Origin of the sequence: Acinetobacter kookii (assembly GCF_900096895.1) — a bacterium.
Lineage (GTDB): Bacteria > Pseudomonadota > Gammaproteobacteria > Pseudomonadales > Moraxellaceae > Acinetobacter > Acinetobacter kookii.
This window is the reverse complement of record NZ_FMYO01000003.1, coordinates 102651-129434: the sequence shown is the minus strand read 5'-3', so window position 1 is coordinate 129434 and position 26784 is coordinate 102651. Positions and strand designations below refer to the sequence as shown.

General features: G+C 44.8%; 26 protein-coding genes and 1 tRNA gene. 6 read left to right on the top strand and 21 right to left on the bottom strand.

The features are described 5' to 3' along the window. Positions 1-36: 36 nt before the first annotated feature. The 8 genes from BLP85_RS06760 to BLP85_RS06725 all read right to left on the bottom strand — a co-directional run bounded on the left by BLP85_RS06760 (position 37) and on the right by BLP85_RS06725 (position 5790). Positions 37-879 carry a universal stress protein gene (locus BLP85_RS06760; protein ID WP_092819360.1) on the bottom strand — a complete coding sequence of 281 codons (843 nt, stop codon included), beginning with the start codon at positions 877-879 and terminating at the stop codon, positions 37-39. Between the two features lie 133 nt (positions 880-1012). After that, positions 1013-1630: an acyltransferase gene (locus BLP85_RS06755; protein ID WP_092819359.1), complete on the bottom strand. Its 618-nt coding sequence runs from the start codon at positions 1628-1630 to the stop codon at positions 1013-1015. Further along, on the bottom strand, positions 1623-2222 hold the full coding sequence (locus tag BLP85_RS06750; RefSeq protein ID WP_092819358.1) for an IMPACT family protein: 600 nt from the start codon (positions 2220-2222) through the stop codon (positions 1623-1625). The genes BLP85_RS06755 and BLP85_RS06750 overlap by 8 nt, the downstream gene beginning before the upstream one ends. Positions 2223-2383: 161 nt before the next feature. After that, the gene (gene lptB / locus BLP85_RS06745) at positions 2384-3130 is read right to left on the bottom strand and encodes an LPS export ABC transporter ATP-binding protein (RefSeq protein ID WP_092819357.1); all 747 of its coding nucleotides are present in this window, start codon (positions 3128-3130) and stop codon (positions 2384-2386) included. Continuing rightward, positions 3130-3696, bottom strand: a complete 567-nt coding sequence (gene lptA / locus BLP85_RS06740) for a lipopolysaccharide transport periplasmic protein LptA (RefSeq protein WP_092819356.1) — start codon at positions 3694-3696, stop codon at positions 3130-3132. The genes lptB and lptA overlap by 1 nt, the downstream gene beginning before the upstream one ends. Next, on the bottom strand, positions 3680-4228 hold the full coding sequence (gene lptC, locus BLP85_RS06735) for an LPS export ABC transporter periplasmic protein LptC (protein ID WP_092819355.1): 549 nt from the start codon (positions 4226-4228) through the stop codon (positions 3680-3682). The genes lptA and lptC overlap by 17 nt, the downstream gene beginning before the upstream one ends. A gap of 41 nt (positions 4229-4269) precedes the next feature. Beyond that, positions 4270-4809 carry a KdsC family phosphatase gene (locus BLP85_RS06730; RefSeq protein ID WP_092819354.1) on the bottom strand — a complete coding sequence of 180 codons (540 nt, stop codon included), beginning with the start codon at positions 4807-4809 and terminating at the stop codon, positions 4270-4272. 3 nt (positions 4810-4812) lie between these two features. After that, complete coding sequence (locus BLP85_RS06725) at positions 4813-5790, bottom strand: KpsF/GutQ family sugar-phosphate isomerase (RefSeq protein ID WP_092819353.1); 978 nt, start codon at positions 5788-5790, stop codon at positions 4813-4815. 270 nt (positions 5791-6060) lie between these two features. Here BLP85_RS06725 and BLP85_RS06720 point away from each other — a divergent pair, with 270 nt between their 5' ends. The 5 genes from BLP85_RS06720 to BLP85_RS06700 all read left to right on the top strand — a co-directional run bounded on the left by BLP85_RS06720 (position 6061) and on the right by BLP85_RS06700 (position 10079). Next, entirely contained in the window at positions 6061-6756 is a 696-nt protein-coding gene (locus BLP85_RS06720; RefSeq protein ID WP_092819352.1) for a DUF1826 domain-containing protein, read from the top strand. A 341-nt stretch (positions 6757-7097) separates the two neighbouring features. Continuing rightward, a complete protein-coding gene (gene cysS, locus BLP85_RS06715) occupies positions 7098-8519 on the top strand; it encodes a cysteine--tRNA ligase (protein ID WP_092819351.1) in 1422 nt (473 codons plus the stop codon). Positions 8520-8584: 65 nt separating this feature from the next. Next, positions 8585-8660: transfer RNA gene (locus BLP85_RS06710), tRNA-Gly, on the top strand. Positions 8661-8947: 287 nt separating this feature from the next. Then, positions 8948-9400, top strand: coding sequence for a universal stress protein (locus BLP85_RS06705; protein ID WP_092819350.1), 453 nt, complete (start codon positions 8948-8950; stop codon positions 9398-9400). 292 nt (positions 9401-9692) lie between these two features. Further along, positions 9693-10079, top strand: a complete 387-nt coding sequence (locus BLP85_RS06700; RefSeq protein WP_092819349.1) for a carboxymuconolactone decarboxylase family protein — start codon at positions 9693-9695, stop codon at positions 10077-10079. Positions 10080-10160: 81 nt separating this feature from the next. On the opposite strand, the gene BLP85_RS06695 is transcribed toward BLP85_RS06700, so the two are convergent. The 13 genes from BLP85_RS06695 to BLP85_RS06635 all read right to left on the bottom strand — a co-directional run bounded on the left by BLP85_RS06695 (position 10161) and on the right by BLP85_RS06635 (position 25746). Beyond that, entirely contained in the window at positions 10161-10817 is a 657-nt protein-coding gene (locus tag BLP85_RS06695) for an ATP-binding cassette domain-containing protein (RefSeq protein ID WP_092819348.1), read from the bottom strand. Position 10818: 1 nt separating this feature from the next. Continuing rightward, entirely contained in the window at positions 10819-11502 is a 684-nt protein-coding gene (gene modB / locus BLP85_RS06690; protein WP_092819347.1) for a molybdate ABC transporter permease subunit, read from the bottom strand. Positions 11503-11535: 33 nt separating this feature from the next. Further along, positions 11536-12294, bottom strand: a complete 759-nt coding sequence (gene modA / locus BLP85_RS06685) for a molybdate ABC transporter substrate-binding protein (RefSeq protein WP_092819346.1) — start codon at positions 12292-12294, stop codon at positions 11536-11538. A gap of 14 nt (positions 12295-12308) precedes the next feature. Next, complete coding sequence (locus BLP85_RS06680) at positions 12309-13538, bottom strand: molybdopterin molybdotransferase MoeA (RefSeq protein WP_092819501.1); 1230 nt, start codon at positions 13536-13538, stop codon at positions 12309-12311. Between the two features lie 8 nt (positions 13539-13546). Further along, on the bottom strand, positions 13547-14470 hold the full coding sequence (moaCB, locus tag BLP85_RS06675; RefSeq protein WP_092819345.1) for a bifunctional molybdenum cofactor biosynthesis protein MoaC/MoaB: 924 nt from the start codon (positions 14468-14470) through the stop codon (positions 13547-13549). Between the two features lie 84 nt (positions 14471-14554). Then, positions 14555-15073, bottom strand: a complete 519-nt coding sequence (locus BLP85_RS06670; RefSeq protein ID WP_228143261.1) for a molybdenum cofactor biosynthesis protein MoaE — start codon at positions 15071-15073, stop codon at positions 14555-14557. Between the two features lies 1 nt (position 15074). Continuing rightward, the gene (locus BLP85_RS06665) at positions 15075-15326 is read right to left on the bottom strand and encodes a MoaD/ThiS family protein (RefSeq protein WP_092819344.1); all 252 of its coding nucleotides are present in this window, start codon (positions 15324-15326) and stop codon (positions 15075-15077) included. A gap of 1 nt (position 15327) precedes the next feature. Then, complete coding sequence (moaA, locus tag BLP85_RS06660) at positions 15328-16380, bottom strand: GTP 3',8-cyclase MoaA (RefSeq protein WP_092819343.1); 1053 nt, start codon at positions 16378-16380, stop codon at positions 15328-15330. 133 nt (positions 16381-16513) lie between these two features. After that, entirely contained in the window at positions 16514-17140 is a 627-nt protein-coding gene (gene mobA, locus BLP85_RS06655) for a molybdenum cofactor guanylyltransferase (protein ID WP_092819342.1), read from the bottom strand. After that, positions 17137-19917 (bottom strand): nitrate reductase, encoded by a 2781-nt coding sequence (locus tag BLP85_RS06650; RefSeq protein WP_092819341.1) that lies wholly within the window; start codon positions 19915-19917, stop codon positions 17137-17139. Before BLP85_RS06650 ends, mobA begins: the two co-directional genes overlap by 4 nt. A gap of 274 nt (positions 19918-20191) precedes the next feature. Beyond that, positions 20192-21811, bottom strand: a complete 1620-nt coding sequence (gene nirD / locus BLP85_RS06645) for a nitrite reductase small subunit NirD (RefSeq protein ID WP_092819340.1) — start codon at positions 21809-21811, stop codon at positions 20192-20194. A gap of 20 nt (positions 21812-21831) precedes the next feature. After that, a complete protein-coding gene (gene nirB / locus BLP85_RS06640; protein ID WP_092819339.1) occupies positions 21832-24378 on the bottom strand; it encodes a nitrite reductase large subunit NirB in 2547 nt (848 codons plus the stop codon). A 27-nt stretch (positions 24379-24405) separates the two neighbouring features. After that, positions 24406-25746 (bottom strand): MFS transporter, encoded by a 1341-nt coding sequence (locus tag BLP85_RS06635; RefSeq protein ID WP_092819338.1) that lies wholly within the window; start codon positions 25744-25746, stop codon positions 24406-24408. A 448-nt stretch (positions 25747-26194) separates the two neighbouring features. Here BLP85_RS06635 and BLP85_RS06630 point away from each other — a divergent pair, with 448 nt between their 5' ends. After that, positions 26195-26782 carry an ANTAR domain-containing response regulator gene (locus tag BLP85_RS06630; protein WP_092819337.1) on the top strand — a complete coding sequence of 196 codons (588 nt, stop codon included), beginning with the start codon at positions 26195-26197 and terminating at the stop codon, positions 26780-26782. Positions 26783-26784 lie beyond the last annotated feature (2 nt).

The window sequence follows — 26784 nt, the reverse complement described above, 5'->3', positions numbered from 1 at the left end:
ACAATTATTCTTCACAATGATCAAGTGCGGATGAACTTATTTCACCACCAGTAAGGGTACGGTTGAATTTCGGAAGATACTGGTTGCCACGCTTCCCAAAAAGAACTGGCGAATTTTACTGTGACTAAATGCACCGAGCAATATCAGTTGTATGCCATGTTCGCTTTGGTATTCCAGTATATTTTCCGAGACATCGCCATAACGGTATTCAGTCACCACATCCATTCCGGCATCACGTAAATACTGTGAAGGCTCATTCAGTATTTCCGGATGATCACCTACATATAACAGGTGACATTGCAATAATCTGAGTAAATCACTTTGTGCGACACGTTTCATCAGATTGACGCAGGTCGGTGAATATTCATAGGCAAAAATAAATCGTGTGGGTGGCTTAAACTGTTCCCCCACGGTCATGATGGTACATTTTGCGCCACGGATAAAATTTTCCACATTACTGCCTATCGGTTTGTTACGTTCCGCAGAACGCTCTCCGACCCGGCCAATAATGGCAATGTCATCTTCTTTAAGCACATGAAAACTTTGTTCCAGGAAATCGCCTTTTTCCTGAAGATGCGAGGCGCTAATCTGATACTTCTGCTGAATCATGTCAGAAATATGATTTAAAAGATTGTTGCTGTAATCCAGTGCCAGTTCACTTTGTTTCTGTTCAAGTTCTGCCAGTTCTTTCAGTAACATTGCATTACTTTCAAACCCAATCACCCCACTGATTTCACCCAAATGATAACTTGCTGGGTAATAGTCTAAAACCTGTAATAATACCAATTCACGTTGTGTCTGCTTTGCGACCCATGCTGCAGCTTCGGCAACTGCATTTACGCATGGAGAAGAATCAATACAAGCGATTACACGTTTCATTTTCGCCTCGCTTTTCGCCTATACAGGCTTTAAGTCTAATTGTTATTTTTAACTTAGCATAACTCTTCACGACTGTGCATGCTTTTATGTAATTAAACTTACTGGCTGATTCATATTCATTTTATTGGATTTTTTAATCCCGATGACGAATAAACTTCGCCGGATTCCCGGCAACAATAGTCGCCTTTTCAACATTTTTTGTGACCATGCTATTCATGCCCACAATGGCATGAGCATCAATCTTTACCCCATCTTTGACACCGACATGCGCGCCCAGCCACACATCCTGCCCAATCTCGATGCCCTGAGAACGTACCGGTTGCTGGTAAATGGGCTGTGCAAGCTCCATGCCGTGGTCAAAGGCATACAAATGACAGTATGCCGCCATACGCACCTGGTCATGCAGCTTAATGCCCATACGTCCACCATCCAGAATGCAGTGATGGTTGATGGCCACTTCATTGCCAATTTCTAAAGGGCCATGCAAGGTACAGTCTGCGGCAATAAAGGCATTATCGCCAATCGTTATTTTCCGGCCCGGCTCGGCAAAAATATGGGCCAGCGGTGAAATAAAACAATTTTCACCAATTTCGACGGTTTCCATTTCCATCAAATAAGCTTGATATTCTTTTTGCCATTGCTCTGCCCAGCCGCGATTTTTCGGTTTTAATGACCAGTACAGCCAGGGCATGTAATTCAAACGGTGCTTATGCTGTTCACGATATTTTAAAAGCGGGTCTTGCTCAGTCATGTTCAGACTCTTCTATAATTTTGAGTTGTTCGCGCCCGCGGGTCACATCCTGTATTTTCAGTGTCAAAGGCTGAATCTGATGGACTTGTAATAGGGCTTCGACCTGTACGCCTGTGGCGGTATATTGTTCCTGAAATTCGATGTGTTGCTGGTTCAGCTCATATTGAAAAATAGCCCACTCATTAAACTGGCAGGCAAAACTGATTTTTTTCTTTTCAATCAGCTCAATTTTTTCCGCCAGTAACAGGCACTGCCCGGCACAACCGCCATAGGCGCGAACCAGACCGCCAGTTCCCAGTTTAATACCACCATACCAGCGGTTGACCAGAACAATGACATTGGTCAATTCATTGCCTTCAATCGTGGCCAGAATCGGTCGGCCTGCTGTGCCGGACGGCTCTCCAGCATCATTAAAACGGACATTGTGACCAATTTTCCATGCCCAGCACTGATGTGTCGTGGTGATATCTTTATGCAGTTCTAAAAAATCTTTTACTGCCTGTTCATTTTCTACAGGAGCAGCAATCGCCTGAAAGCGACTTTTCTTAATGTCTTCTTCAAAAGTAACGGATGAGGCTATGGTAAATGGCATAAATCTGGAATAAATAACAACACAACGGCAGTATAGCCTGTTTTGAACGGCTTGCAGATACAAAAAACCTCCTAAGCTCAGGAGGTTTTAAATTAAAAAAAGTATTTTAAGTTATATGATTCTGTAATTTATAAGATTAGATCATTCTGATTAAACTTTAATTAAACGGTAAAGTCTTCACCCAGATAGACTTTACGCACAGTGTCATTTGCAAGCACTTCTTGCGGTGTACCCTCTGCAATGACCGCACCTTCACTGACAATATAGGCATGCTCACAAATCGCCAAAGTTTCACGGACGTTATGATCGGTAATCAGCACCCCAATTCCACGGTCTTTAAGATCACGAATAATATCCTTGATGTCTCCGACAGAAATAGGATCGACCCCGGCGAAAGGTTCATCCAGCAGCATAAACTTGGGATCGGCAGCCAAAGCACGGGCAATTTCGGCACGGCGGCGTTCACCACCGGACACACTCATCCCCAGTGAATCCTTGATATGACTGATTTTAAAGTCAGCCAGCAATTCATTTAAACGCTGTTGACGCTGCTGTTTGTTCAAATCCTTACGGGTTTCAAGAATCGCCATAATATTTTCAGAAATCGTCAGTTTTCTAAAAATGGAAGCTTCTTGCGGCAAGTAACCAATGCCCTTACGCGCACGCTCATGCATGGCCAAGTCGGACAAATCAAGATCATCCAAGTGAATCTCGCCCTTGTCCATTCGAACCAAACCCACCACCATATAGAAACTTGTGGTTTTACCTGCACCATTTGGACCAAGCAGGCCTACAATCTGCCCACTCTGCATCTGGAAAGAAACATCCTTGACGACCCATCTTTTACTATAGTTTTTTGCCAGATGTTTAATACACAAGGTTTGGGGTTGATTTAGCGATTGATCCATTAATCACGTGCTCCCGGGAATGATTTTGAGCTAGATGGCGGAATAACAATTTGTACGCGACCTGAAGATGAACCGGTACTGTTTGGTGTGCCCGTTGCCTCAACATCACCCTTATTCATGCTGTATTTCAAAGTATTACCGCGGATACTTGCCCCATCCTGCTGTAAAAATGCATTGCCAGACAAGGTGATAATGCCAGTTTGGGCATTATAAACAATTTTCTGCGCCTGACCTTTTGCCAAACCCTTATTCACCTCGGTTTGTTGTTGAAAACGTGCCGGACCGCCTGTCGCCGTAATGCTACTGATCTGTTTTTGACTGTTCAGATTGGCAACAATAGAGTTGGCTTGCAATCTCATGGTGCCCTGTTCGATGATGACATTTCCGCTATAGGTCGTCACCCCGGATTTTTCATTATAGGTAGCACGGTCAGCAACCAGTGAAATAGGCTGATTTCGGTCAGATGGAATGGCAAACGCCGCTGCCGACGAGAATACAACCAAACCGGCTAAAGCTGCCTGTTTAAGCAAAGTTTTAGACAATGTAAGCTTAAGATTGTGGTTCATATTTTCCTCGAATATTAAAAAATTCGTATTGACCGTCATTTAGATTGGCTTTCAGACCCTGGCTTACAAATTCAGCTTGCGGAGATTGCACATTGACCTGTTTATCTGTCTCAATTTCCCGGGTTTCGGGATATCCGGTTAATTCCTGGGTCTGAAACTGCATTTTGCCCTGTGGCATCAACTTGGTCGCCACGACATTTCCCGACAGAACCACCCGTTGATTGTCATCATAACTGTTCGCCACTTTGGCATAAAAAGTGGCATCAACTGCGCCATTTTTATACAGCGAGGCATTCAGGTTTTCCAGTTTGGCCGTTTCTTTTTGCATGTCCTGTTCCATACGGTCGACCTGAGCACGGGCATACAAATTACCGTTGTCATCGGTTTGAGTCAGGTTAATTTTTTCAGCGGAATAGGTCATGCTTCTGGCTGAATCAACCTCGAGCTTGTTGCCCTTACCACTGTAATAGTAGTAACCACCACTTATAGCTGCAATTGCTATAGCAGTCAGGTATAAAACTTTTGTATCCATAAGTGTGGCACTTAACTCAAATTCAATGAATTGTTTAACAATTAATGTGGGGCAGCGGTATAGGTTTCAAGCAGCTGTTCATAAGCCCCTTTGGCCGTCAGAATCATGTCACAGATTTCACGCACTGCACCACGACCACCCATGGCCTGAGTGACAAGGTCAGCACGGCGTCGAACTTCGACATGACCATTCGGAACAGTCACTTTCATACCGGCAATGGCAAATGCCGAAAGGTCAGGCCAGTCATCGCCCATATATAAACAGTCTTCTGGAGCAACATTCAATTGGGCACAGGCTTCGCGTAATGCGGTGCCTTTATCTTCACGGCCCTGGAAAACCAGGTCTACGCCCAGGTCAGACATGCGCTTTTCTACAATATTGCTTTTACGTCCAGTAATAATAATGACTTTTACACCAGCTTTCTGTACGAGTTTCATACCTAAGCCATCACGGATATCAAAGGACTTGATTTCATCCCCGGTATTGGTCAGGGTGACAAAACCATCACTCAGAATTCCATCGACATCAAGAACCAAAGCTTCAACATGGCGCGCCTGTTCCAATAAAATATAAGATGCCATTTATTAATTTACCCCGGCTTGAATCAGGTCATGCATGCTAATCACGCCAATGACCTTGTTTGCACTATCTACTACAACAAATTGATTAATTTTCTTTTCGTTCATGCGCTCTAGGGCTTCAACGGCACGTGCCTCTTGCGAAATGGTTAATGGATTTTTTGTCATAACCTCAGAAACCGGCAAGTTCACATCAAAGCCTTGTTGTTTATCAATTAAACGACGTAAATCACCATCGGTAAAAATACCCAATAGAACGTCATTTTGATCGACAATTGTGGTTAAACCTAGGCGTTTATTTGAAATTTCGTATAAAACCTGGTTCATTGGTGTATCTGGAGACACTTTTGGCAATTCTGCACCTGTGTGCATGAGGTGTTCGACATGCAACAACAAGCGTTTACCCAAGGCACCAGCAGGATGAGACAGCGCAAAATCATCGGCAGTAAAGCCACGTGCATCTAGCAAGGCAACCGCCAAGGCATCGCCTAAAGCCAGAGTTGCCGTGGTGCTTGAGGTCGGTGCCAGACCCAGTGGACAGGCTTCCTGAATATTCCCCAAAGTTAAGGCCACATCGGCATTTTGCGGCATAGGGCCTTTGTTGTCGCCACTAATGGTAATTAGAGGAATTTCCAGACGCTTGATTAATGGCATAAGCATCATGATTTCATCACTCTTGCCCGAGTTAGAAATGGCAATCAGCACATCGCCAGGAACCAGCATGCCTAAATCGCCATGTCCCGCTTCACCTGGATGCATAAAGAATGACGGTGTACCTGTAGAAGCAAAGGTTGCTGCCATTTTACGGCCGATATGCCCTGACTTCCCCATACCGGTAATGACTAAACGCCCTCGACACTTCAAGATGATTTCACAGGCACAACTAAAACGATCATCAATTTGTGTCGCCAATATTTCCAGTGCTTGTTCTTCTATACGCAAAGTTTCTAATGCAACTTTTTGAAAGTCTATTTGATTTGGCATATTTGGTGGGTTCAAAATAGGTTTACCTTTACTCTATACAGAGTTGATTCAATCAAGCAAAAAATAATTTTCGCAATTTTATCATATCTATGCAAATGTCACGTTTCTAAATTACAAGATTTCAATAATTGTGCAGAAATTATGGTGAGTGAACCTAGGTTTATCGCGAACTTCATCCTTACTCTCTTCAGGTCATGTGTCATGAATCATTCTGCATTTATGTAAAGCTGAGTGTATATTATTAGACTTGGTTGATTATTTAATTCTCATATGAAAAATACGCTTTCTGATCACAAGCAAATTGGTGTGGTTGCCACTTTTCCTGAACTGGTCAATTCCAAGTTTCAAGGAAATATAAATGCCATGTGCTGGTATAGAAATCTGGCTGGTGATTTTAAAGAAATCGTGACTAAACTTGAATTAAAAGAGAATATTACAGAAGTTTCTGTGGAAGATCTTTTAGCGCTGCAACTTTCAGAACAAGGTCATCTGGCTCGGGAAGTGATCTTAAAAGATATCCAGCTATTAACCGATTTCGGAGCCTCCCCATCTCTTAACTTACTTAAAAGTTATGAACGGGATGAAGAGCTGGATTTCATTGCAACAGATGTGTATTCCTATCACGTGGACCGCTCACCCATAGAAACCGATACTTTTTTATGTACTTATGCTGGTTGTGCCAGTGATATTTTGCCAAATGATCAGGTTGAGCAAAAGATTTTGATTCCCGAAATAAGAGCAAAGCTGAAAGACTTACATGATGGTCCAGAAGCCGAGTTCGAAAATTTCCTGGAAGAATATTTCTTTGATTTGCATTATGCACCCAAAGCGGATGCAACACCGATCAATTTAGGCCAGGGACATCTTTGGCGTTTGGCTGTCGATCATCCAACGCAGCCCGTTTTGCCTTGTGTGCATAGAGCGCCTGCTGAAGCAGGTGAATATAGACTTCTCTTGATCTGTTAAATATTGATGAGATAGAGAGCTCACTTGAGCTATAAAATCTGGATGTTACATCTATCTATTCAATGCTCTTCTTAAATGCTCTAGAGGAACGGGACAGATCGGTCCGTATGAACTCACATTCCCGCTATACAACCGTTTTGCTTGCTCAATTGTTATTTCTCAGGTATCACTGATTATTTTCATGAGCAGTGAGCTTTCTTAAGCCATAAGTAATGACATTAAATTTTCATATCGAGTTTTATATTCCCTAAAAAACTTCTGCATTTTTTCGTTTTAACTTTATGAAAAAAAATGCTTAGGTTAAGATGAGCCATCTTTTGTAAAAGCATCTTAGAAGACCTATGCAGCCATTTGTTCTATATAACTCAGAGCAACGTAAAAAAGTAGAATTCGTACCTCGTAAAGAAGGTCATATCGACATGTATGTCTGCGGTATGACCGTATATGACTACTGTCATATTGGGCATGCTCGAGTGATGGTTGCATTTGACTACATTATCCGTTTCCTGCGCAGTCAGGGCTGGAATGTAAAATACGTACGTAACATTACCGATATTGACGACAAAATTATTAAACGTGCCAATGAAAATGGGGAAAGCATTACAGCTTTAACGGATCGTTTCATTCAAGCGATGAATGAAGATGCTGAAAACTTGGGTTGCCTACATCCAGATGAAGCTCCACGTGCGACAGATTACATTGACCAGATGCAAAGCATGATTGGTAACCTGGTCAATAAAGGTACTGCTTATCCATCATCAAATGGCGATGTCTATTTTGAAGTTGAAAAATTTGCCAAATATGGCCGTCTTTCAGGCCGTAAACTGGAAGATATGCAGGCCGGTGCTTCTGAACGCGTTGATGTTGAAGTAGAGAAAAAACATCCATTTGACTTTGTGCTGTGGAAACATGCCAAAGAAAATGAACCGTCTTGGGCTTCACCTTGGGGCAATGGCCGTCCAGGCTGGCATATCGAATGTTCGGCAATGTCAACTTGCTGCCTAGGCAATCATTTTGACATTCACGGTGGCGGTTCAGACCTGATGTTCCCGCACCATGAAAATGAAATTGCACAGTCTGAAGCATCTACGGATGAACAGTATGTAAATTACTGGATGCATGTCGGTTTCATTAATGTTGATGGCGAGAAAATGTCGAAGTCTTTAGGCAATTTCTTTACCATCCGTGATGTGATGGAAAAATTCCACCCTGAAGTGATCCGTTACTTTATTGTGTCTTCACATTACCGTAGTCCGGTGAACTTCTCGGATGTGGCATTAAAAGAAGCCAAAACAGCCCTTTCTCGTTTCTACCATTCATTTAAGGCTTATCAGCAGGTCTACTGTGAAAAAACCGTAGAAACTCTGGATGAAGCATTGGTTGAACGTTTTAATACTGCTATGCGTGATGACTTCAATACAGCAGAAGCCATTGCTGTACTGTTTGAAATCAACAAAGAACTCAACCGTGCAGTGAAAGACGAAAACCAGGAGCAGGCAGCGGTTTATTATTCAACTTTACGTCACCTTACCAATATTCTGGGTCTGGTTCAGCACAATGTTGATGACTTCTTGAAGTCTGATATTGGTCAGGAAGCATTAGGTTTATCTGAAGAACAGATTGAAGATTTGATTCAGCAGCGTAAAGATGCGAAAAAGGCCAAAGAATTTGCCAAGGCTGATGAAATTCGCCAGTCTTTACTGAACCAAGGTGTGGTTCTGGAAGATACACGTCAAGGCACTATTTGGCGTCGTGCTGATTAATTAATCATTTGGAAGCATAAAGAGTTGACAGTTAAAAGAAACTCTCTATAATTCACTTCCATATTGCGGGAATAGCTCAGTTGGTAGAGCATAACCTTGCCAAGGTTGGGGTCGGGAGTTCGAGTCTCCTTTCCCGCTCCAGAATATGAAAAGCCCAGATCAATTGATCTGGGCTTTTTTTATCTATGAATCTCATTAAATTTTAAGCTGAATATACGCCAAACCTATAATGATAGTTCCACTTAAACTTCTTAGTAAAATACACAAGATCGTTTGCCCTCGCATAGAGGGTTTAGAAAATTAATTAAAATAATTTACAGGCTCAATAACAAATCATAAAAGATACATTTTTATCCTTTTTCCTTTCCACATTCCGGCTATGTTAAGCTTTGAACAAATAATAAATATTGAAACAAGAGGACAGCATCATGGAGTATTACCAGCACATTCTAGTTTCTGTCGATGACTCGCCCATTGCTGTAGCCGCAGCTGATCAGGCCATGGTGTTAGCCAAAGTTTTTGGCAGTAAAGTGACCATTGTGAGCGTGGTGATTATTGATCCTTTAACCAGTGTCAGTTTTTATAAAAATGTCCCCGGCGTCACTGATTATTTTATGGAAGCTCAAGCTCATGCTAAAAATATATTGGCCGAGCTAGGTGCCAGATTTTCCGAAGCAGGCATTCCAGCAGAAACCAAGCTTTTAGCCAAACAATCCCCTAGTGAGGCCATTGCTGAACTTGCCGATGAACTAAAGGCCGATTTGATTGTGGTTGGATCGCATGGCCGAACCGGTTTGAAAAAAACCTTCATTGGCAGTATTGCCCAAGATATTCTGACCGCCAGTCATGTTCCTGTGCTTGTGGTTAAACATACCCAATAACCCTTTTACTCTGCTTTTTTATGCCATTAACCTATCACTTCTGAGTTAATGGCTTTCACGCAATTGGGCTTAAAAACTGTCTTTTAAGGATTTGTGTTCTGCTCAGCTGACCTTATTACTGCTCTCTCTTTTAAACACTTAGATTAGCATTTAAAAACATAGACATGAGCCAAGCAATCATCTCGCAGATTCTATAAAAAACATCAAACTACGACCATAAACCTATACGCATAAACGTGATTAAGACATAAACTTTGTTCACAATTTTTTATAGACATTCAAAGAGCAAAACATGTCACAACAAGATTTTGAAAATGGTTTAAAAGTTCGCACCGAAGTCATGGGCGAAGCTTTCGTAAAACGTGCACAGGACAATACGGTACCCTTTACCCAGCCTTTACAGGACTGGATTAATGAACATGCCTGGGGTTCAACCTGGCAACGCGAAGGCGTTCTTCCACGTAAATATCGTTCACTGATCACCATTGCTTTTTTAACCGCACAAAAAAGCCCCACAGAACTTAAGGGACATGTTCGTGGTGCACTCAATAACGGTGCAACAGTAGAAGAAATTCAGGAAGTGTTATTACACAGTTTGCCCTACTGTGGCGCTCCTGCCACCCAGGAAGCCTTTCGTGCTGCACTTGAAGTCATCAATGAATATCAAAAAACTGAATAATATAATTTGATATTTATAGAAATGGTTTAAGCAGTTTAGCATTTAAATTGCTTAGGCTATTTTTATTGTTGACGATCTGATTCAACCGCAATCCATTGAATTGCGCTGTAATTGACCTTGACTTAACTGCAAAGTTTCCGCTTCCAGATATTCCAGTTCTTCGGGATGATGTGTGACATAAATCACTGGCAAATCCAGCTCCTCTTTTATCCGTTTAAAAAACGGTAAAATTTGCTGTTTTAAGCTACGGTCCAGTCCCGTTAAGGGTTCATCCAGAAGCAATAAATGGGGGGAAGATAGCAGTGCCCGCCCAATCGAGACCCGCTGTGCTTCCCCACCAGAAAGCTGATGGGCCTTACGTTGTATCAAGGTGGTCAAATCCAGCAATTCGACAATGTCATCAAACTGGAACTTTCGTTCTGACTTATCTACTAATTTCTCTGCATAGCGTAGATTCTGCTGCACATTCATATGTGGAAACAGCAAAGCATGCTGGAAAATTAAAGCGATTTTGCGCTGATACATCGGGATATGAATATTCTGCCGGGTATCCATTAACAGCTGTTCATTCAACTGGATATAGCCTTGCTGTGGCTTGAGCAAACCCACAATATTTTTTAGCAAGGTACTCTTGCCACTCCCCGATGCTCCGACAATGCCTAACAGTTGCTGCTGCATCTCCAGTTCAACGTTCAGGCTGAAATCACCCTGCTGATAGAGAAAATCACATTTCAACATTTCAGGCTCCCAATTTCCGTTGATACTTTTGCAAAATGAAATAGTTCGCAATCAGGGCTGAAAATGCCAGAAATAAAGATAAGACCACCACCCGCATGGCAAATTCTTCGCCATTGGGTTGTTGCAGCAAGGAATAAATCGCGATTGGAATGGTGCGGGTCTCATCTGGAATATTACCGACAAAGGTAATGGTGGCACCAAACTCTCCCAGACTTCGGCTAAAACACAGAATGCTCCCGATCAGCATGCCCGGCAGTGCCAAAGGCAGGCTAATACTGCAAAACACCCTGAACGGGCTTGCCCCCAACGAGCCGGCCACCTGTTCCAATTGCCGGTTAATCAATTGAAAAGACAGGCGAATCGGCTGCACCATCAAGGGAAATGCCACAATCATTGATGCCAGTACCGCCCCTTTCCAGTTAAAGGCCAGTTCAATCCCGAGCGCATTCAGATATTGTCCAATCCAGCCTTTATTGCCAAACAGCAGCAACAGTAAATAGCCCAAAACCACAGGCGGCAGCACCATCGGTAATTGCAAACATGCTTCAAACAAAAATTTCAGCCTGAATTCATGGCGTGCCAATGTCCAGGCCAAAGCTACTGCAAACGGTAAACAGATGACCGTTGCCCATAAGGCGACTTTTGCCGAAAGATATAAGGCACTCAGTTCTTCGGGACTGAACATTGCGTGGCGATCTCCCTATGGTTGATTCATGGATTAATTCATGCGAAATCCGTATTTTTGAAAGATGCTTTTTGCCTGTGGACTGCTTTTCACAAATTGTTCGAACTGGATTGCCTCTGCATTTTTCTCGCCCTGTTTGGTCAAGGCAATCGGATAAATAATGGGATGATGTGAATCTGCCGGGAAGGCTCCGATTATTTTCACTTTCTGGCTAATCAATGCATCCGTTCTATAAACAATGCCTAGCTCACACTCGCCCCGTTCTACAAAAGCCAAGGCTGAACGAACATCATCGGTCCCTACAATGCGGCCTTTGAGCTGAGCCAGCCAATTCAGCTTGGTCAAACTCTGTTTGGCATATTTACCCGCAGGTACAGACTCCATTTGTCCTGTGCATAAATGCCCTTTAAAAGCCTGGGCAACATTAAAATCGGACTGTGGCTTAAATGTAATATTTAAATTTTTCGGGCTAATGACCACCAGCTGATTGAACAATACGGGCTTGGCCCTGTTGTGATGAATGAATTGCTTTTTAATCAGATAATTCATCCAGTCCAGATCTGCAGAGAAAAAGAGGTCACTGCTGGCACCAGCTTCAATCTGTTTGGCCAGCGCTGAGGATGCACCAAATACCGCTACAACATCCGTTTTCGGATGCTGCTTTGCATACAATTTTTTAATGTCGTTAAGGGCATTACTCAGACTCGCTGCTGCGTAGATTTTTACCGTGCCTGCATAGGTAGAGGAAAATGTAACTGACAAGCACGCTGCTAAAAACAGGGATTTTTTCATCGGCATTTTCCTTCTCAGTGAATAAACAGACCTTGCACGATTTGCCCTTTAGATAAAGCAGCTCCCGCAGGAATCCTGACCAGACAATTGGCCTGCATTAAATTGCTCAGCATATGTGACTGCTGTTTGGACAAGCTCCAGACTTTGAGCAGTCCCTGATCAAAACTGGCCGACATTCTTAAAAAACGTTCTCGGCTATCCATTTTTAGCTCATGGGTCAACACGGCGCTAAACCAGTCCGGTTGCTGTTTCTGTCCTTGCAAAGCCCTTAACAGGGTTGAAGTATAAATTTGCATGCCTACATAAACTGCTGCCGGATTGCCCGGCAGTCCAAGCAGATAACAACGTGTGCGATCAGGGCGTGTTAATTCTGCAAAGAACATCGGCTTGCCCGGCTTTTGTTTCACTTTCCAGAACAGCTGTTCAAACCCCAAATCGAGGGCTACCGGTCGAATAAAATCATAATCTCCAACGGATACGCCACCGGTGGTTAAAATCACATCATGGCTGTCCGATAATTCCTGGATTAAGGCTTTCACGGCATCTTCTGTATCAGCCACATGGAACACTTCAACCTGCTGTCCTGCATTTTGAAACCAGGCCTGAATCAAGGGAGCATTGGCATCAAAAATTTTTCCTGCTGCAAAATCCTCGATGCTGCTCGCGACTTCATCTCCCGTAATGACCACTGCAACTTGGGGATAGCGAAAAACTTCAACGTTTTGGATGCCTGCCATACTTAAGGATGCAATTGCGCCGACTGAAAGGAACTGTCCTTTGTGGGCCAATAATTGTCCAACCGAAATTTCTTCACCCACATTGCGAATATCGACATTGGCATGTAAGTGTTCAGTGATTGCAATTCGGGTTGAATCAAGAACATTGACCATTTCCTGACGTGCCACCGTAGTGGTGCCAAACGGAATCTTGGCCCCGGTAAAAATCCGTACGGCTTGCCCTGCCTTGAGCTGTAATTCGGACGAATGTCCAGCTTGAATTTCACCGATCAGTTTAAATTCGCTATGCGGCTCAATGGCAGATTGGGCGCAAATTGCATAGCCATCTACAGCGCTTTGCGAAAATAAGGGCAGATTAATGGCAGAATAAACCTCTTGCGCCAAATAGCGGTTCAAAGCTCCATTTAACTCCAGACTTTCCGTGGCCAGTCCCTGAGTATGCTGCAAAATTAAATCCAGGGCCTGATCTACCGTAATCAGGCCATGCTCTGCTCCACATCCAGACATGATGCTATTCATTGGTACCCCCCTGGATGGGGAATATTTTTCTGCACATCAAATAAATGTACCAATGCCGGCAAGACTGCAATCAAAGATTCTTTCGCCCCCTGACGGCTACCCGGCAAAGTCATCACCAGACTGTTATCAATATAACCGGCTACACCGCGACTTAAAGCCGCATAAGGCGTTCGTTTTTGGCCAAAACTGCGCGACGCTTCCATCAGTCCGGGAATTTCACGTTTTAATAAAGGCTGCAGGGTTTCCACGGTTAAATCTTTTGGTCCCAGACCCGTTCCCCCAACGGTTAAAATTAGCGGATAGTCATTTTTTTGCTGTTCAATCAAGGCCAGTAATTGTTCCGGACTGTCAGGAATGACATGGTAAGCAATATCGCTAAAATTGGCTTCCTGCAAAATTTCCCGCACATTCTGTCCGGCCGTATCCGGTTTCTTTCCTGCAGCCACGGTATCCGACAGCACAATGATAGACGCAGGCAGCGCTTCTTTTAATACACGGGTAAAATGGGATTTGCCGCCTTTTTTCTTTTGTAACTTGACCTGATCCAGGCATAAATCTTCCGGTTCACAGTGCGGTTTCAACATGTCATACAAGGTTAAACCGGCCAGACTGACTGCGGTTAAGGCTTCCATTTCCACCCCGGTCGGACCGATGGTTTCTACGGTTGCAATAATCTCGACATGGGCATCGAACAGTTCATATTCCACATCGGCACGGTAAATCGGCAGCGGATGACACAGTGGAATCAGCTCATCGGTGCGTTTCGCAGCTAAAATGCCTGCTATCCGTGCAGTCTTCAAGGCATCGCCTTTTTCAGTATTGCCTTGACGTAATAATTCAATGCAATGTGGCGGCGCATACAGAATCCCTGTGGCTACTGCAGTCCGGTAACTTTCTGCTTTCATCCCGACATTTTTCATTGCATATTTCCTGAATTCATTTTTACTTTAAATATTGCTGTTGACTGACATCTACCTGGGTTCACTCAGTAGATGAAACTGTTTTTAATGATGGCAATGGGCATGATCACCGTGTGCAGGTTGTTTATCTGCATGATGATGGACATGCACCTGCTCCGCTGTATCTTTACGGATACAGCAGCCTTCTACATATTGACTGCTGCCATCCAGATAAAATTCCTCTTTCCATACCGGAACTTCATGTTTGACCCGTTCCACCGCTTCCTCACAGGCAGCAAAGGCTTCGCGTCGATGGGCCGCATAGGCCATGGCAATAATGGCTTTTTCACCAATAGCCAAAGCCCCAATTCGGTGAATCACCCGAACATAGGACACCGCATATTTGGCCTGAATCTCCTGTTCGATCTGACGGATCATTTTTTCCGCCACGGGTGCATAGGCGGTATATTTCAGCGCTTTAACCGCTTTACCTTCATGATGATTGCGTACGGTGCCGATGAACACGCCAATTCCCCCACACTCGGGAAAATGTTCGATCGGGTCAAAACTGTCCAAGGTTAAGGCAGTATCCTGAATTCTGGAAAATGCTTTGAGTTGTTCCATTTCAGCCTCCTGCCACTGGCGATAACAGCACTAGACTACTGTCGATGCTTAATTGCGTCTGGCGTGAAATAATGTCTTCACCGATGGCACAGGCACAGCGTTCAATCATGGCAAAAGCTGCCGGATAATCTTGCCCTACTTGAGCCAATACCTGAGCAACCGTGCTGTATGGGCTACACATCATTTCCAGATTTTCCGGTAACTGGCGTTCTACCGCACCAAAGGCCTCAATTTTAATTTTGATCTGTGGCATCTTAACCTCCAAGCATGTGCATGCTGATTTTTCGGCTGCTTTTATTCATGCGCTGATTTTCCAAACGTTGTGCGATGGCGTGATAACCTGATTCTTTGTTCCAGATATATTTGGATAACACGGCATGCAAGCTCAGCTCACTCAAAGGCTCAGAACAACTCAGGGCTTTAATTTCAGTTTTTAGATTCAGGCCTTGAGGAGCAAACAGGCAGTTATAAAATTCACCTTGTGCGGTTAAACGGACGCGATCGCAAGTTCCACAAAATGAATTGGTAATGGTGGATATGATTCCAAGCGGATGGCCATCCATAAAATACTGTCGTGCCGGCTCTGAACTGGAGCGTGCCGAGTCACCTGGCTGTTGAATTACAGTAAATTCAGTACTCAGGCTATCTAAAATCTGCTGTTCGCTGACCACATGTTCTGATGACCATTTACGGTCACCATCCAGGGGCATAAATTCGATAAAACGCAGCATAATTTTTTGCTGAACCGACCAGCGTGCCAAAGGCAGAATTTGATTGTCATTGATCCCGTTCATCAATACACAATTGATCTTGATTGGCAGACCTACCGCTTGTGCTGCATGAATTCCTTCCAGTACGGGAGATAACTCTTTTTGCGTCAGCTGTTTAAATTGATGCGTATCCAGACTGTCCAGACTGATATTCAGATCATCCAGTCCGGCCTGTTTTAACGCGGCTGCATACTGTTTTAAATAATGGGCATTGCTGGTCATGGAAATGCGTTTAAGCCCAAGCTTTTTTAAGTTTTGCAGTTGAGCGATAAAGTGCACCACCCCTTGACGCATTAAAGGCTCTCCGCCGGTAATGCGAATAGATTCAATGCCACGACGCACCATAAAATCACAAAATTGATAGAGCTGCTCAAAACTCAGCAAATCATGTTTTTTCATCCATTCAGGATGTTCCGGCATGCAATAGACACACTTGAAATTGCAGCGGTCGGTCACTGAAATTCGCAATTTGCGCTTGCTGCGACCAAACTGATCGACAAATCGCGCATTGGTTTCAAGCTCTGTCATCATATTCATGTTGAACATCCATCTTCAGACATCTGGTGGTAACTGCACACCTATTGTGCGCAAGATTTAAGGTGCCCAATCTTGTGATAATTAGATTTGCAATAAGTGTTCCAACTTTGTGCCAAAGGCGAAATATTCAGGTTTAGTGCAGAAATTTGAGCTGCTGATACTGCTGCAGTTCATCGAGCGAGTTAATACTGTGAAAAAACAGGGCATGATTTTTAAAACGCGCCACTTGAGCGTGCAAATGGCTAAAACAGTGCTTTAAACTGCGCTGTTTTTGTTCAAGCTGGGCAGTCAGGGTCAGCATACTGCTCCGTTTCACCAGACAAAATGGATACAGGGCAACCCCATTCATTTCCACATACGCGACTTCTGACAAACTATTTTTGGCTAAAGCCTGATGCAACTTGAGTAGAACTCTCGAAGGAATATAAGTCACATCACAGGGTACAAACAGCACATAGTCTGCCTCTACATGTGACCAGGCACTTTTCATGCCCATCAGCGGACCTAAAAAGCCGCTTTCATCATCCTGATAGCAATGAATACTGGGAATGATTTTCTGATAAATCGAATAATCACGATGGCTGTTGATCCAGACCTGTGCAACATCGGATTTCAGTTGCTGATGTATTTTGATCAGTTGAATCTGGTCATCAAATTGCTGCAACAGTTTATTGATGCCATTCATGCGCCGTGCCTGACCACCGGCCAGAATCACCAGATCAGTGCCGGGATAAGCTGAAAGTTCCAGTTTCTTTCTCATTCCACCGCCTCCATTTGACAGGTTTTGATCAGGCCACGAATTTCAGGCAGACATGAACCGCAATTCCCTCCTGCTTTCAGGCATGCAGTGACCTGTTTTTCATCGGTGATATTTTTTTCTTTAATGGTGTCAATAATCCGGTTTTTACCGACCTTAAAGCAGCTACACACCAGTGGACCTTCATTATTGGCCATCGACATCGGTTGTCCGGCAAGCAGTGCCTTGCGGTGCATGGCACTCAGACGTTCACGTTTAAACAGGCTGGCGACCCAGTCGCGGTCCGGCAGCAAGGCCTTGGGGGCAATATATAAACTGGCAATTAAATGGCCCTCTTTCAGCACCACACTGTGACTGATATGGGCGGTTTGATCTTCAAGATTCAGCCATTCAAAACTCTCATCCTGAAACGGCAGCAGCTCTTTCAACTGCTCGGTGGTCTGGGTAAATTTTTTACGGTCGGCCAGTTCATAGCGCACCGCTTTGGCGGTGGTGATTTTCGTCCACCACACCGTATTTTCAATGGAGGATTGCACGATCTTTTCAAAGCCCTGACGCACATAAAACACGCCCTGCCACTGGCTGTAAAAGGGATGGATCATCACCGGCGTATGCTTGAACTCAGGTTCACCGGAAATGGCATCCACCACAGGATTGACCACTTTGCCAATACGGGCATCCGATGCCACCTGGTCATTCCAGTGAATCGGTACAAAAACCTGTCCACGGCGGATATCGTCACTGACCGTCGCGCGTAAAATACAATTGCCCCACTTCGATTTCACTTCTACCAGCTCGCCATCTTTCACTCCGTATTTCAAGGCATCATGCGGATGGATTTCACAATACGGTTCTGCACGGTGGCTTCCTAAATTGGCAGAGAGTCCGGTACGGCTCATGGTATGCCACTGGTCACGAATCCGGCCGGTATTCAGCACCAGAGGAAATTCGCTACAGATTTGATTGACCGGATTCACCGCCGTGATGGCGATAAATTTGGCTTTGCGATCTGCATGGCTAAACTGCCCTCGGGTATAGATTCGTGCCACAGCACCGTCTGGCTGATCTTTAGTCCAGACCGGCCACTGTAGCGGTTCTAGTTGATCATATTCAGTGGCATTTAAATCGCTTAATGCTTTTAGATTGAAATAGCGAAAATAAGGCGTTTCAGCACGATGCTCCAGATCTGAATTTTGTTCAGCCGATAACCGGGCATGTTCCACAAAAATGTCATGACTGCTGTTAAAGTCAAAACCGCTAAAACCTAACTTTTTAGCGACCTGGCTGATGGCCCACCAATCGGCTTTGGCCTGTTCTGGCTCATCCAGAAAGGCGCGCTGTCTGGAAATACGGCGTTCAGAATTGGTGACGGTGCCGTCTTTTTCACCCCAGCCCAGTGCAGGTAACAGCACATCGGCATATTGCGTGGTATCGGTATCTAAACAAATATCGGACACCACCACGAACTCACATTTTTCCAGGGCACGTTTGACCTGATCGGCATCGGGCAAACTCACCACAGGATTAGTCGCCATAATCCAGATGGCTTTAATCTTGCCGCTTTCGACTGCATGGAATAGATCGACGGCCTTAAAACCTGCCTGCTTGGCGATATAGGGACTTTGCCAGAAGTTCTGCACCAGCTGCTGATGGCTTTCGTTTTCCAGTTCCAGATGGGCTGCCAGCATATTGGCCAATCCACCAACCTCACGACCGCCCATGGCATTCGGCTGACCAGTCATGGAAAATGGCGCAGCACCCGGTTTGCCAATTTTTCCAGTGAATAAATGGCAGTTGGTTATGCTGTTGGCTTTATTCACTCCTTGCGAAGACTGATTCACCCCCATGGAAAACAGGGTCATCACTTTTTCGGTTTGGGCAAATTTTTCATAAAAAGTTTGCAGTTTTTCCAGTGAAATACCGGTACGGACTGCGACATCTTCAATGGACGATTCAGTTTGGCTGTGTGTTAAAGCTTGCTCTAAGCCTTGGGTATATGCAGCAATAAAATCTTGATCTGCATGACCATTTTGTGCCAGATATTGCAATAGGCCATTGAATAATTTGACATCTTGCCCCGGTAAAATCGGCAAATGCAAGTCTGCCGCTTCACAGGTACTGGTAAAGCGTGGATCAATCACCACCACAAACAGGTCGCGCTGCGCTTTGGCTTTCATGATGCGTTGATATAAAACCGGATGACACCATGCGGTATTGGAACCGACCAGAACCACCATGTCGCTATGTTCAAAATCTGCATAGCTCGCGGGAACAATATCTTCACCGAAAGCACGTTTATGGGCTGCTACAGCCGAAGACATACAGAGTCGTGAATTGGTATCAATATTGGCCGTGCCCAAATAGCCCTTCACGAATTTATTCACCACATAATAGTCTTCTGTCAGCAATTGCCCGGACACATAAAAGGCAATACTGTCACGCCCGTATTGGTCAATACATTGCTGAAACTTATGGGCAATTAAATCAGTCGCCCTATTCCAGTCGGTCTTTTCCCGCTGTTGCTTACGGCCCAGCATGGGATGAAGGACACGGGTTTCAAGTCCCAGGGTATCGGCCAGATTGCTGCCTTTAATGCACAGTTTTCCGTAGTTGGAGGGATGGTTAACATCCCCTGCAACCGACACTTTTCGACCCAAAGCTGTGTCCTGTACAGTCGCAGTGACACCGCATCCCACCCCACAATAGGGACAGGTGGTATTGGTGATTTTCGTATTTATTTCTGTGGAGCTATGCAGTTCCATCACAGGGATACTATTCATGGATGCTCCTTTCTATCGAATAAATTCACTTGAATAATTTCTTCTATTTTCCAAGCTATCTAAATCTTTAGAGTTCACGTAAGCATATATTCTGTCGAGGTGGCATGGATGCCACCGTTTCCCATCATTACAGGACGTAATGTATGGGAAACAAAGATTTTTGTTACTTTTGATCTTTCAAAAGTAAGATCATGCCTACGCAATTACTCTTTACTCATTAAGACAAAATGTGGCTGTGCAAATATTTAAAATTGAACAAATACCACTTATGTGATTAACCTGCTTTCTTTAATGCAAAATCTTTACCAAACAGCAATTTATTACGAATATTACTGATTGGCGTTTGGTCTGAAATCAGTTCTGCATACCACGCACCATCTTCCGTATCGCCAAACAGCACTGCACCAATGACTTTATCTTTTTGAATAATAATGCGTTTATAGATCTGACGCTTTTCATCATTCAAGATAATGTCTTCGTAATCGTCCTGCGGTTCAAAGTTGCCAGCTGAAAATACATCACAGCCACTGACCTTGAGCTGGGTTGGAACCGTCGGTGCTTTAAAAGTTAAGCTGCCATGCTCTGCCAGATGCGAGGCACAAATGAAAGCCTGGCCCCAAAGTGGTTCAACCAGACCGAAGGTTTGGCTACGGTGTTCAATACACTCACCGACCGCATAAATACTCGGGTCAAAGGTCTGCATGGTGTCATTCACCAGCACGCCGCGGTTACAGCGTAAGCCTGCACTCTGTGCCAGTGCCATATTCGGACGAATGCCCACAGCAAAAACCACCAGGTCAGCCTCTAAAACAGTGCCATCTTTCAGCTGGATTTGCTTCACATGACCGTCTTCGCCAATCAGTTGTTCGGTATTGGCCTGAGTTATGATATTGATACCCTTTGCTTCAATACTCTGCCTTAACAAGCTGCTGGCACGACTGTCCAATTGACGTTCCATAATCCGGTCCATCAGATGCAACACCGTTACATTCATGCCACGTTGTTTCAGACCATATGCAGCCTCCAAACCCAGCAGACCGCCGCCAATCACCACGGCATTCTGTTTAGACTTGCAGTAATCCAGCATGGTATTGACATCGTAAATGTCACGGAAACTGAGCACACCTTTTAAGTTACTTCCCGGAATCGGTGGAACAAAAGGTTTGGAACCGGTCGCCAGAATCAGGCGGTCATAATCTATAATTTCGCCTTTTTCGGTATAAACCTGCTTGCGTGGACGGTCGATTTTCACCGCGGCATCGCCGGCAATAAAGCGGATATTTTTATCGCTATACCAGGCATGCGGGTGCAGCATGATGTCATCAATGGTTTTATCGCCCGACAACACCGGTGAAAGCATGATGCGGTTGTAGTTCCCCCAAGGCTCCTCACCGATCACGGTAATTTCATAGCGATCCGGTGCCATATCCAGCAAATCTTCCAGGCAACGCATCCCCGCCAATCCATTGCCGATCAGGACCAGTTTCATCTTTTCCTGAGAGCTGCCGTTATTGGTGATATAGGTTTTTTGCGGTGTTGGACTGATCCAGACTTTGCCGTTTTCAATCTTGCTTGGGAATACCAGCAGTTTCTGGTCTTTATCTTCCAGACAGCGGCCCGTTGCCAGACTGAAATGCTGTTTATAGATTGGAGAGGCCACGACACGCTCGCCTTGCAGATCGCCAATGATGCCGCGCGACATCACAAAAGCCTGACTAAACGGATCCTGGTTACTTAAGGCATAGACCCGTTTTTCATTACCGACACGGAAAATGGCAATTTGCTGATTGTCAATTAATGCACCCACACCGGTGTTTGGGGTAATGTCATCCAATGCACAGATTTCCACCCATTCCAGCTCATGGGTTTTATTCATCTCTTTAAATATTGTCATCTTCTTTCTCCTTTATTCTTTTAAGCTTCAACAACAGGAATACGTGTCACATCACGCTCAGCTTCAGTTTTTGGACGAATTTGCCCGCGAACCTCTGCAAATTGAATGTGCGGATCGTTTTGCTGCTCAACTTTTGCATTGATAAAGGTTTTAAAGCGTTTACGGACTTCAAGATCTTGCACCGCGGTACGCCATTCATCCTGATAGGTGCCCACCACATGGTTCATACGGCGTTCCAGTTCTGCCGCCAGACCCAGCGAGTCATTCACCACCACATCTTTTAAATAATCTAGGCCGCCTTCCAGGTTGTCACGCCATACCGAAGTACGTTGCAAACGGTCTGCCGTCTGGATATAGAACATGAAGAAACGGTCGATATATTTGATTAAAGTCTGGGTATCCAGATCCGATGCCAGCAGTTCTGCATGACGTGGTTTCATGCCGCCATTACCGCACACATACAGGTTCCAGCCTTTTTCTGTGGCAATCACCCCGACATCTTTACTTTGCGCTTCGGCACATTCACGGGTACAGCCAGACACTGCCATTTTCAGCTTGTGTGGAGAGCGCAGGCCTTTGTAGCGGTTTTCCAGAAAAATGGCTAAGCCGACCGAATCATCCACCCCGTAACGGCACCAGGTACTACCCACACAGGATTTCACGGTACGTAAGGATTTACCATAAGCATGCCCGGACTCGAATCCCGCATTGATCAATTTTTCCCAGATTTCAGGCAGTTGATGCACTTGTGCACCAAACATGTCGACACGCTGCCCACCCGTGAGTTTGGTATACAAACCATATTCTTTGGCAATCTGACCAATTGCGATCAGACCTTCAGGCGTCACTTCACCACCTGCCATACGTGGCACGACTGAATAAGAACCGTCTTTTTGAATATTGCCCAGATAGTAGTCATTACTGTCTTGTAACCCTGCATGGCTTGGCTTCAATACAAAGTCATTCCAGCAGGAGGCCAGAATATTTGCCGCAGTCGGCTTGCAGATATCGCAACCAAGACCATGACCGTGTTGCTGAATCAGGTCATCGAAGGTCTTGATTTCATTGACCCGCACCAGGTGATACAGCTCTTGGCGTGAATAGGCAAAGTGTTCACACAGATGGTTATTCACAGTTACGCCTTGGCGTTGCAACTCCGACTTCAATACTTGAGTGACTAAAGGTGCGCAGCCACCACACGCCGTTGCGGCTTTGGTACATTTTTTCAGGGCACCCAGCGAAGTTGAACCTTCTGCAATTGCAGAACAGATATCGGCTTTTGAGACGTTATTACATGAACAAATGGTGGCGCTATCTGGAAGCAGATCCACACCGCTACCACCCGCTTTGGCCGTAGATTGCGCATAGCCTGGCATGATCAGGCTTTCAGGATTTTCCGGAATTTCCAGTCCATTCAGCATCATTTGCAGCAGGTCGTTATATTCCTTGGCACAACCCACCAGCACAGCTCCGAGCAGCTTGGTTTTTTCGCTATTTACCACAATCTTTTTATAGATCATGGCATCTTCATCGGCATAGAAATAGCTGAGCGCATTTGGCGTCATGGCATGCGCATCGCCTACCGATGCTACATCAACCCCCATCAGTTTCAGCTTGGTGCTCATGTCCGCACCGGCAAATGAATTACAGGCCTGATCCATGACATGTTTTGCTGCAATACGCGCCATGTCATAGCCCGGTGCCACCAGACCGTAGATTTTGTTTTGCCATAGGGCACATTCCCCAATGGCATAAATGTCCGCATCTGAAGTCTGGCAGTAATCGTTAATCACGATACCACCACGCTCACCAATTGCCAGGCCACTATGACGCGCCAGCTCATCACGCGGGCGAATACCCGCAGAGAACAGAATAATATCGGTTTCCAGCTCTGAACCGTCACCAAACTTCATCACATGCTTGGCATTCATGCCGTCTTCAATTGCAGAAGTGGCTTTTTGGGTATGAACTTTCACGCCCAGGTTTTCGATTTTGGAACGTAAAACCTTACCGCCCAGGTCATCAATTTGCACCGCCATCAAGCGTGGGGCAAATTCCACCACATGGGTTTCCAGGTCCAGGTCACGAAGGGCTTTGGCTGCTTCCAGACCCAGCAATCCCCCACCGATTACCACACCGGTCCTGGCATTTAAACTCGCGGCACGAATCGCATCCAGGTCTTCAATAGTACGGTAAACAAAACAGTTCTCGCGGTCATTACCTGGAATAGGAGGAACAAAAGCATATGAACCGGTTGCAAGCACCAATTTGTCATAAGCAATCACATCACCATGACTGGTCGTGACTGTTTTATTTAAACAATCAATGGCGGTTGCCTTGGTATTTAAGCGCAGATCTATTCCATAGGCATCAGCAAAATCTGCACGGCAAAGCGTTAAGTCCTTGGCTGATTTACCAGTGAAATATTCGGTTAAATGTACACGGTCATAGGCTAAACGCGGTTCTTCTGCCAAGATGGTGATTTCAACCTCATCCCCTGCATGTTCAAGCACGGATTCAATAAATTTGTGTCCAACCATGCCATGGCCAATCATTACCAGTTTCATATTGTTTCTCCTATTCTTTTAATCTATTTAAGCCATGTTGTTGCGTTCAAGCACTGCCTGTTCAAACAGCTTTTGTTCCTTCTCTTTATGTTCAACCGAGAAACGGATCATCAGAACAAAACTTGCTGCAATCACGACCAGGCCACCCAGCACCATTAACGTGGTTTGAATATCCAGCATGCCTTTGAGCAAGAAACCTGCTGCCACGGCACCGACATTGCCGCCTGCACCAATAATGCCGGCCACACCGCCTAAAGCATCACGGTCAATGAAAGGAACCAGCGCATAGGTGGCGCCACAGGCCATATGGGTGAAGAGTGCAAATACCGTCATGACAAGAATTGCAAGAACTGCGGTATTCATTTGTGAGAACACGATCAGGAACAGACCTTCCATCAGGATCATGCCAAATAGCACTTTGGTACGGCCATCCAGACCTTTTTTGGTTGCTACCTTGTCTGAAACGATGCCACCCAAAGCACGGGCAAACAGGGCCAGTAAACCAAAGATCCCCGCCGCCATGCCGGCTTCTTTTAAGCCAAAGCTGAAGTGTTCAACGTAGTACATCGCCACAATGTTATGAATGAAGATTTCAATACCGAAGCACGCCGCATAAGCTCCAAACAGAATCCAGACGCGGTAGTTACGTGCAGCATGCATGAGAATTGCCATGCCACCTTTTTTCTCACTTCCGACTTGAATGCCTTGCGCACGAAGTTCCTTAAAGTTGCCTTGCGGACAGTCTTGGGTAAATTTCCAGTACAGCGCACCGACAATCAGCATCATCAAGCCCGGAACAATCAGTGCAATTCTCCAGCCCATAGCTTGCTCAACACCGAACATCACCAAAGCAGCAAGCATTAATGGCATCAACGCCTGTGTGGCACCACCACCCGCATTCCCCCAACCTGCTGATGCCGCATTGGCCGTACCCACCACATTCGGTGCGAACATAATACTGGTGTGATATTGGGTGATGACGAAGCTGGCACCAATCGCGCCTATCAGCAAGCGGAAAAACAGGAATGATTCATAACTGTTGGCCGATGCCACACCAAACACCGGAATACTGCCAATGACCAGCAATGCGGTATAGGTTTTGCGTGGACCATACTTGTCACACAAAGGTCCCACAATCAGCCGGACTAAAATGGTAATGGCAACGGCAGCAATATTGATATTGGCAATCTGGTCTTTGGTGAGATGAAATTCACCGGCAATCACAGGCATGAGCGGTGCACAGGCAAACCAGGCAAAGAAGCAGACAAAAAAGGCGAGCCAACTCATGTGGAAGGCTCTCATCGCCGCGCTGTTAAAACTAAAAAGACTTATTTTTGTTGCTTTTTTTTCATATAAATTTGAAGACATGGCCTTCTCCTTCCTGAACTGAACGTATTGGGTTATCTGCCATACGGATAGCTGCATAACAGATTCGATCAGAACGGACGTCGTTGGCCGTCTTACAAATTTTTTTAGAGTCGTCTTTGACTCACCAGAGAATAAGCAATGACTGTGCCAACAATAAAATAAAAATACCAACTTATTATTTTTAATAACTTTTTATTTAATTTTTATCATTATTCAAACTGGTGAAATTCTTCGTCTTCCCTTTTGAATATCCAACTGGCTCGTCTTAGCAACTGCACTTATGCTTCCTCATGGCGCATTTTTGCATCAAGACGGGGCAGCACCAGATAGCATTCAACTTTTATGTCTGATTTTTATATAAAAAAAGAAATCCATTAATTTTGGCATTTAAATTGCTTTCATTTAGGGAGAAATTTTTCTGGCTCTGCTTGATGGTATTTAGCTCAATATGCCAAAACTGAAAATTGCACTGATTGATGACGATCAAGAACGTGCCAACTATATAAAAGCGTCCCTGATCGAACATCATTTCGAGGTGGTGGCTTGCCTGACCATCGACCATTTAAGCCTGTTCCGTTTAGAACAGTTACATGCCGATGTGATTTTGCTGGACATGGATCATCCCCATCGTGACATTATTGAAAGTTGTGTCAGCCAGTTCGATTTACCCACCGTGCTGTTTACTAAAAACAGTCATAAAGACACCATTAAAAGCGCCATTGATGCCGGAGTCACGGCGTATATCGTGGACGGAATTGATCCGGCAAAACTGCAAAACATTCTGGAAATTTCGATTGCACAGTATAAAAAGCATAAAAAATTACTGGATGATCTGGAAGAGACCAAAAATAAACTGGCCGACCGTAAAGTGGTCGATCAAGCCAAAGTGCTGATGATGCAATTGCATTCCCTGACGGAAGAACAGGCATTTCAATTACTCAGAAAAAATGCCATGAGCCACCGTATGACCATTGGCGAAATGGCACGGCGCTTACTGGATGCCCAACAACTGTTACAAAACCAATTCAAGGAATAAGC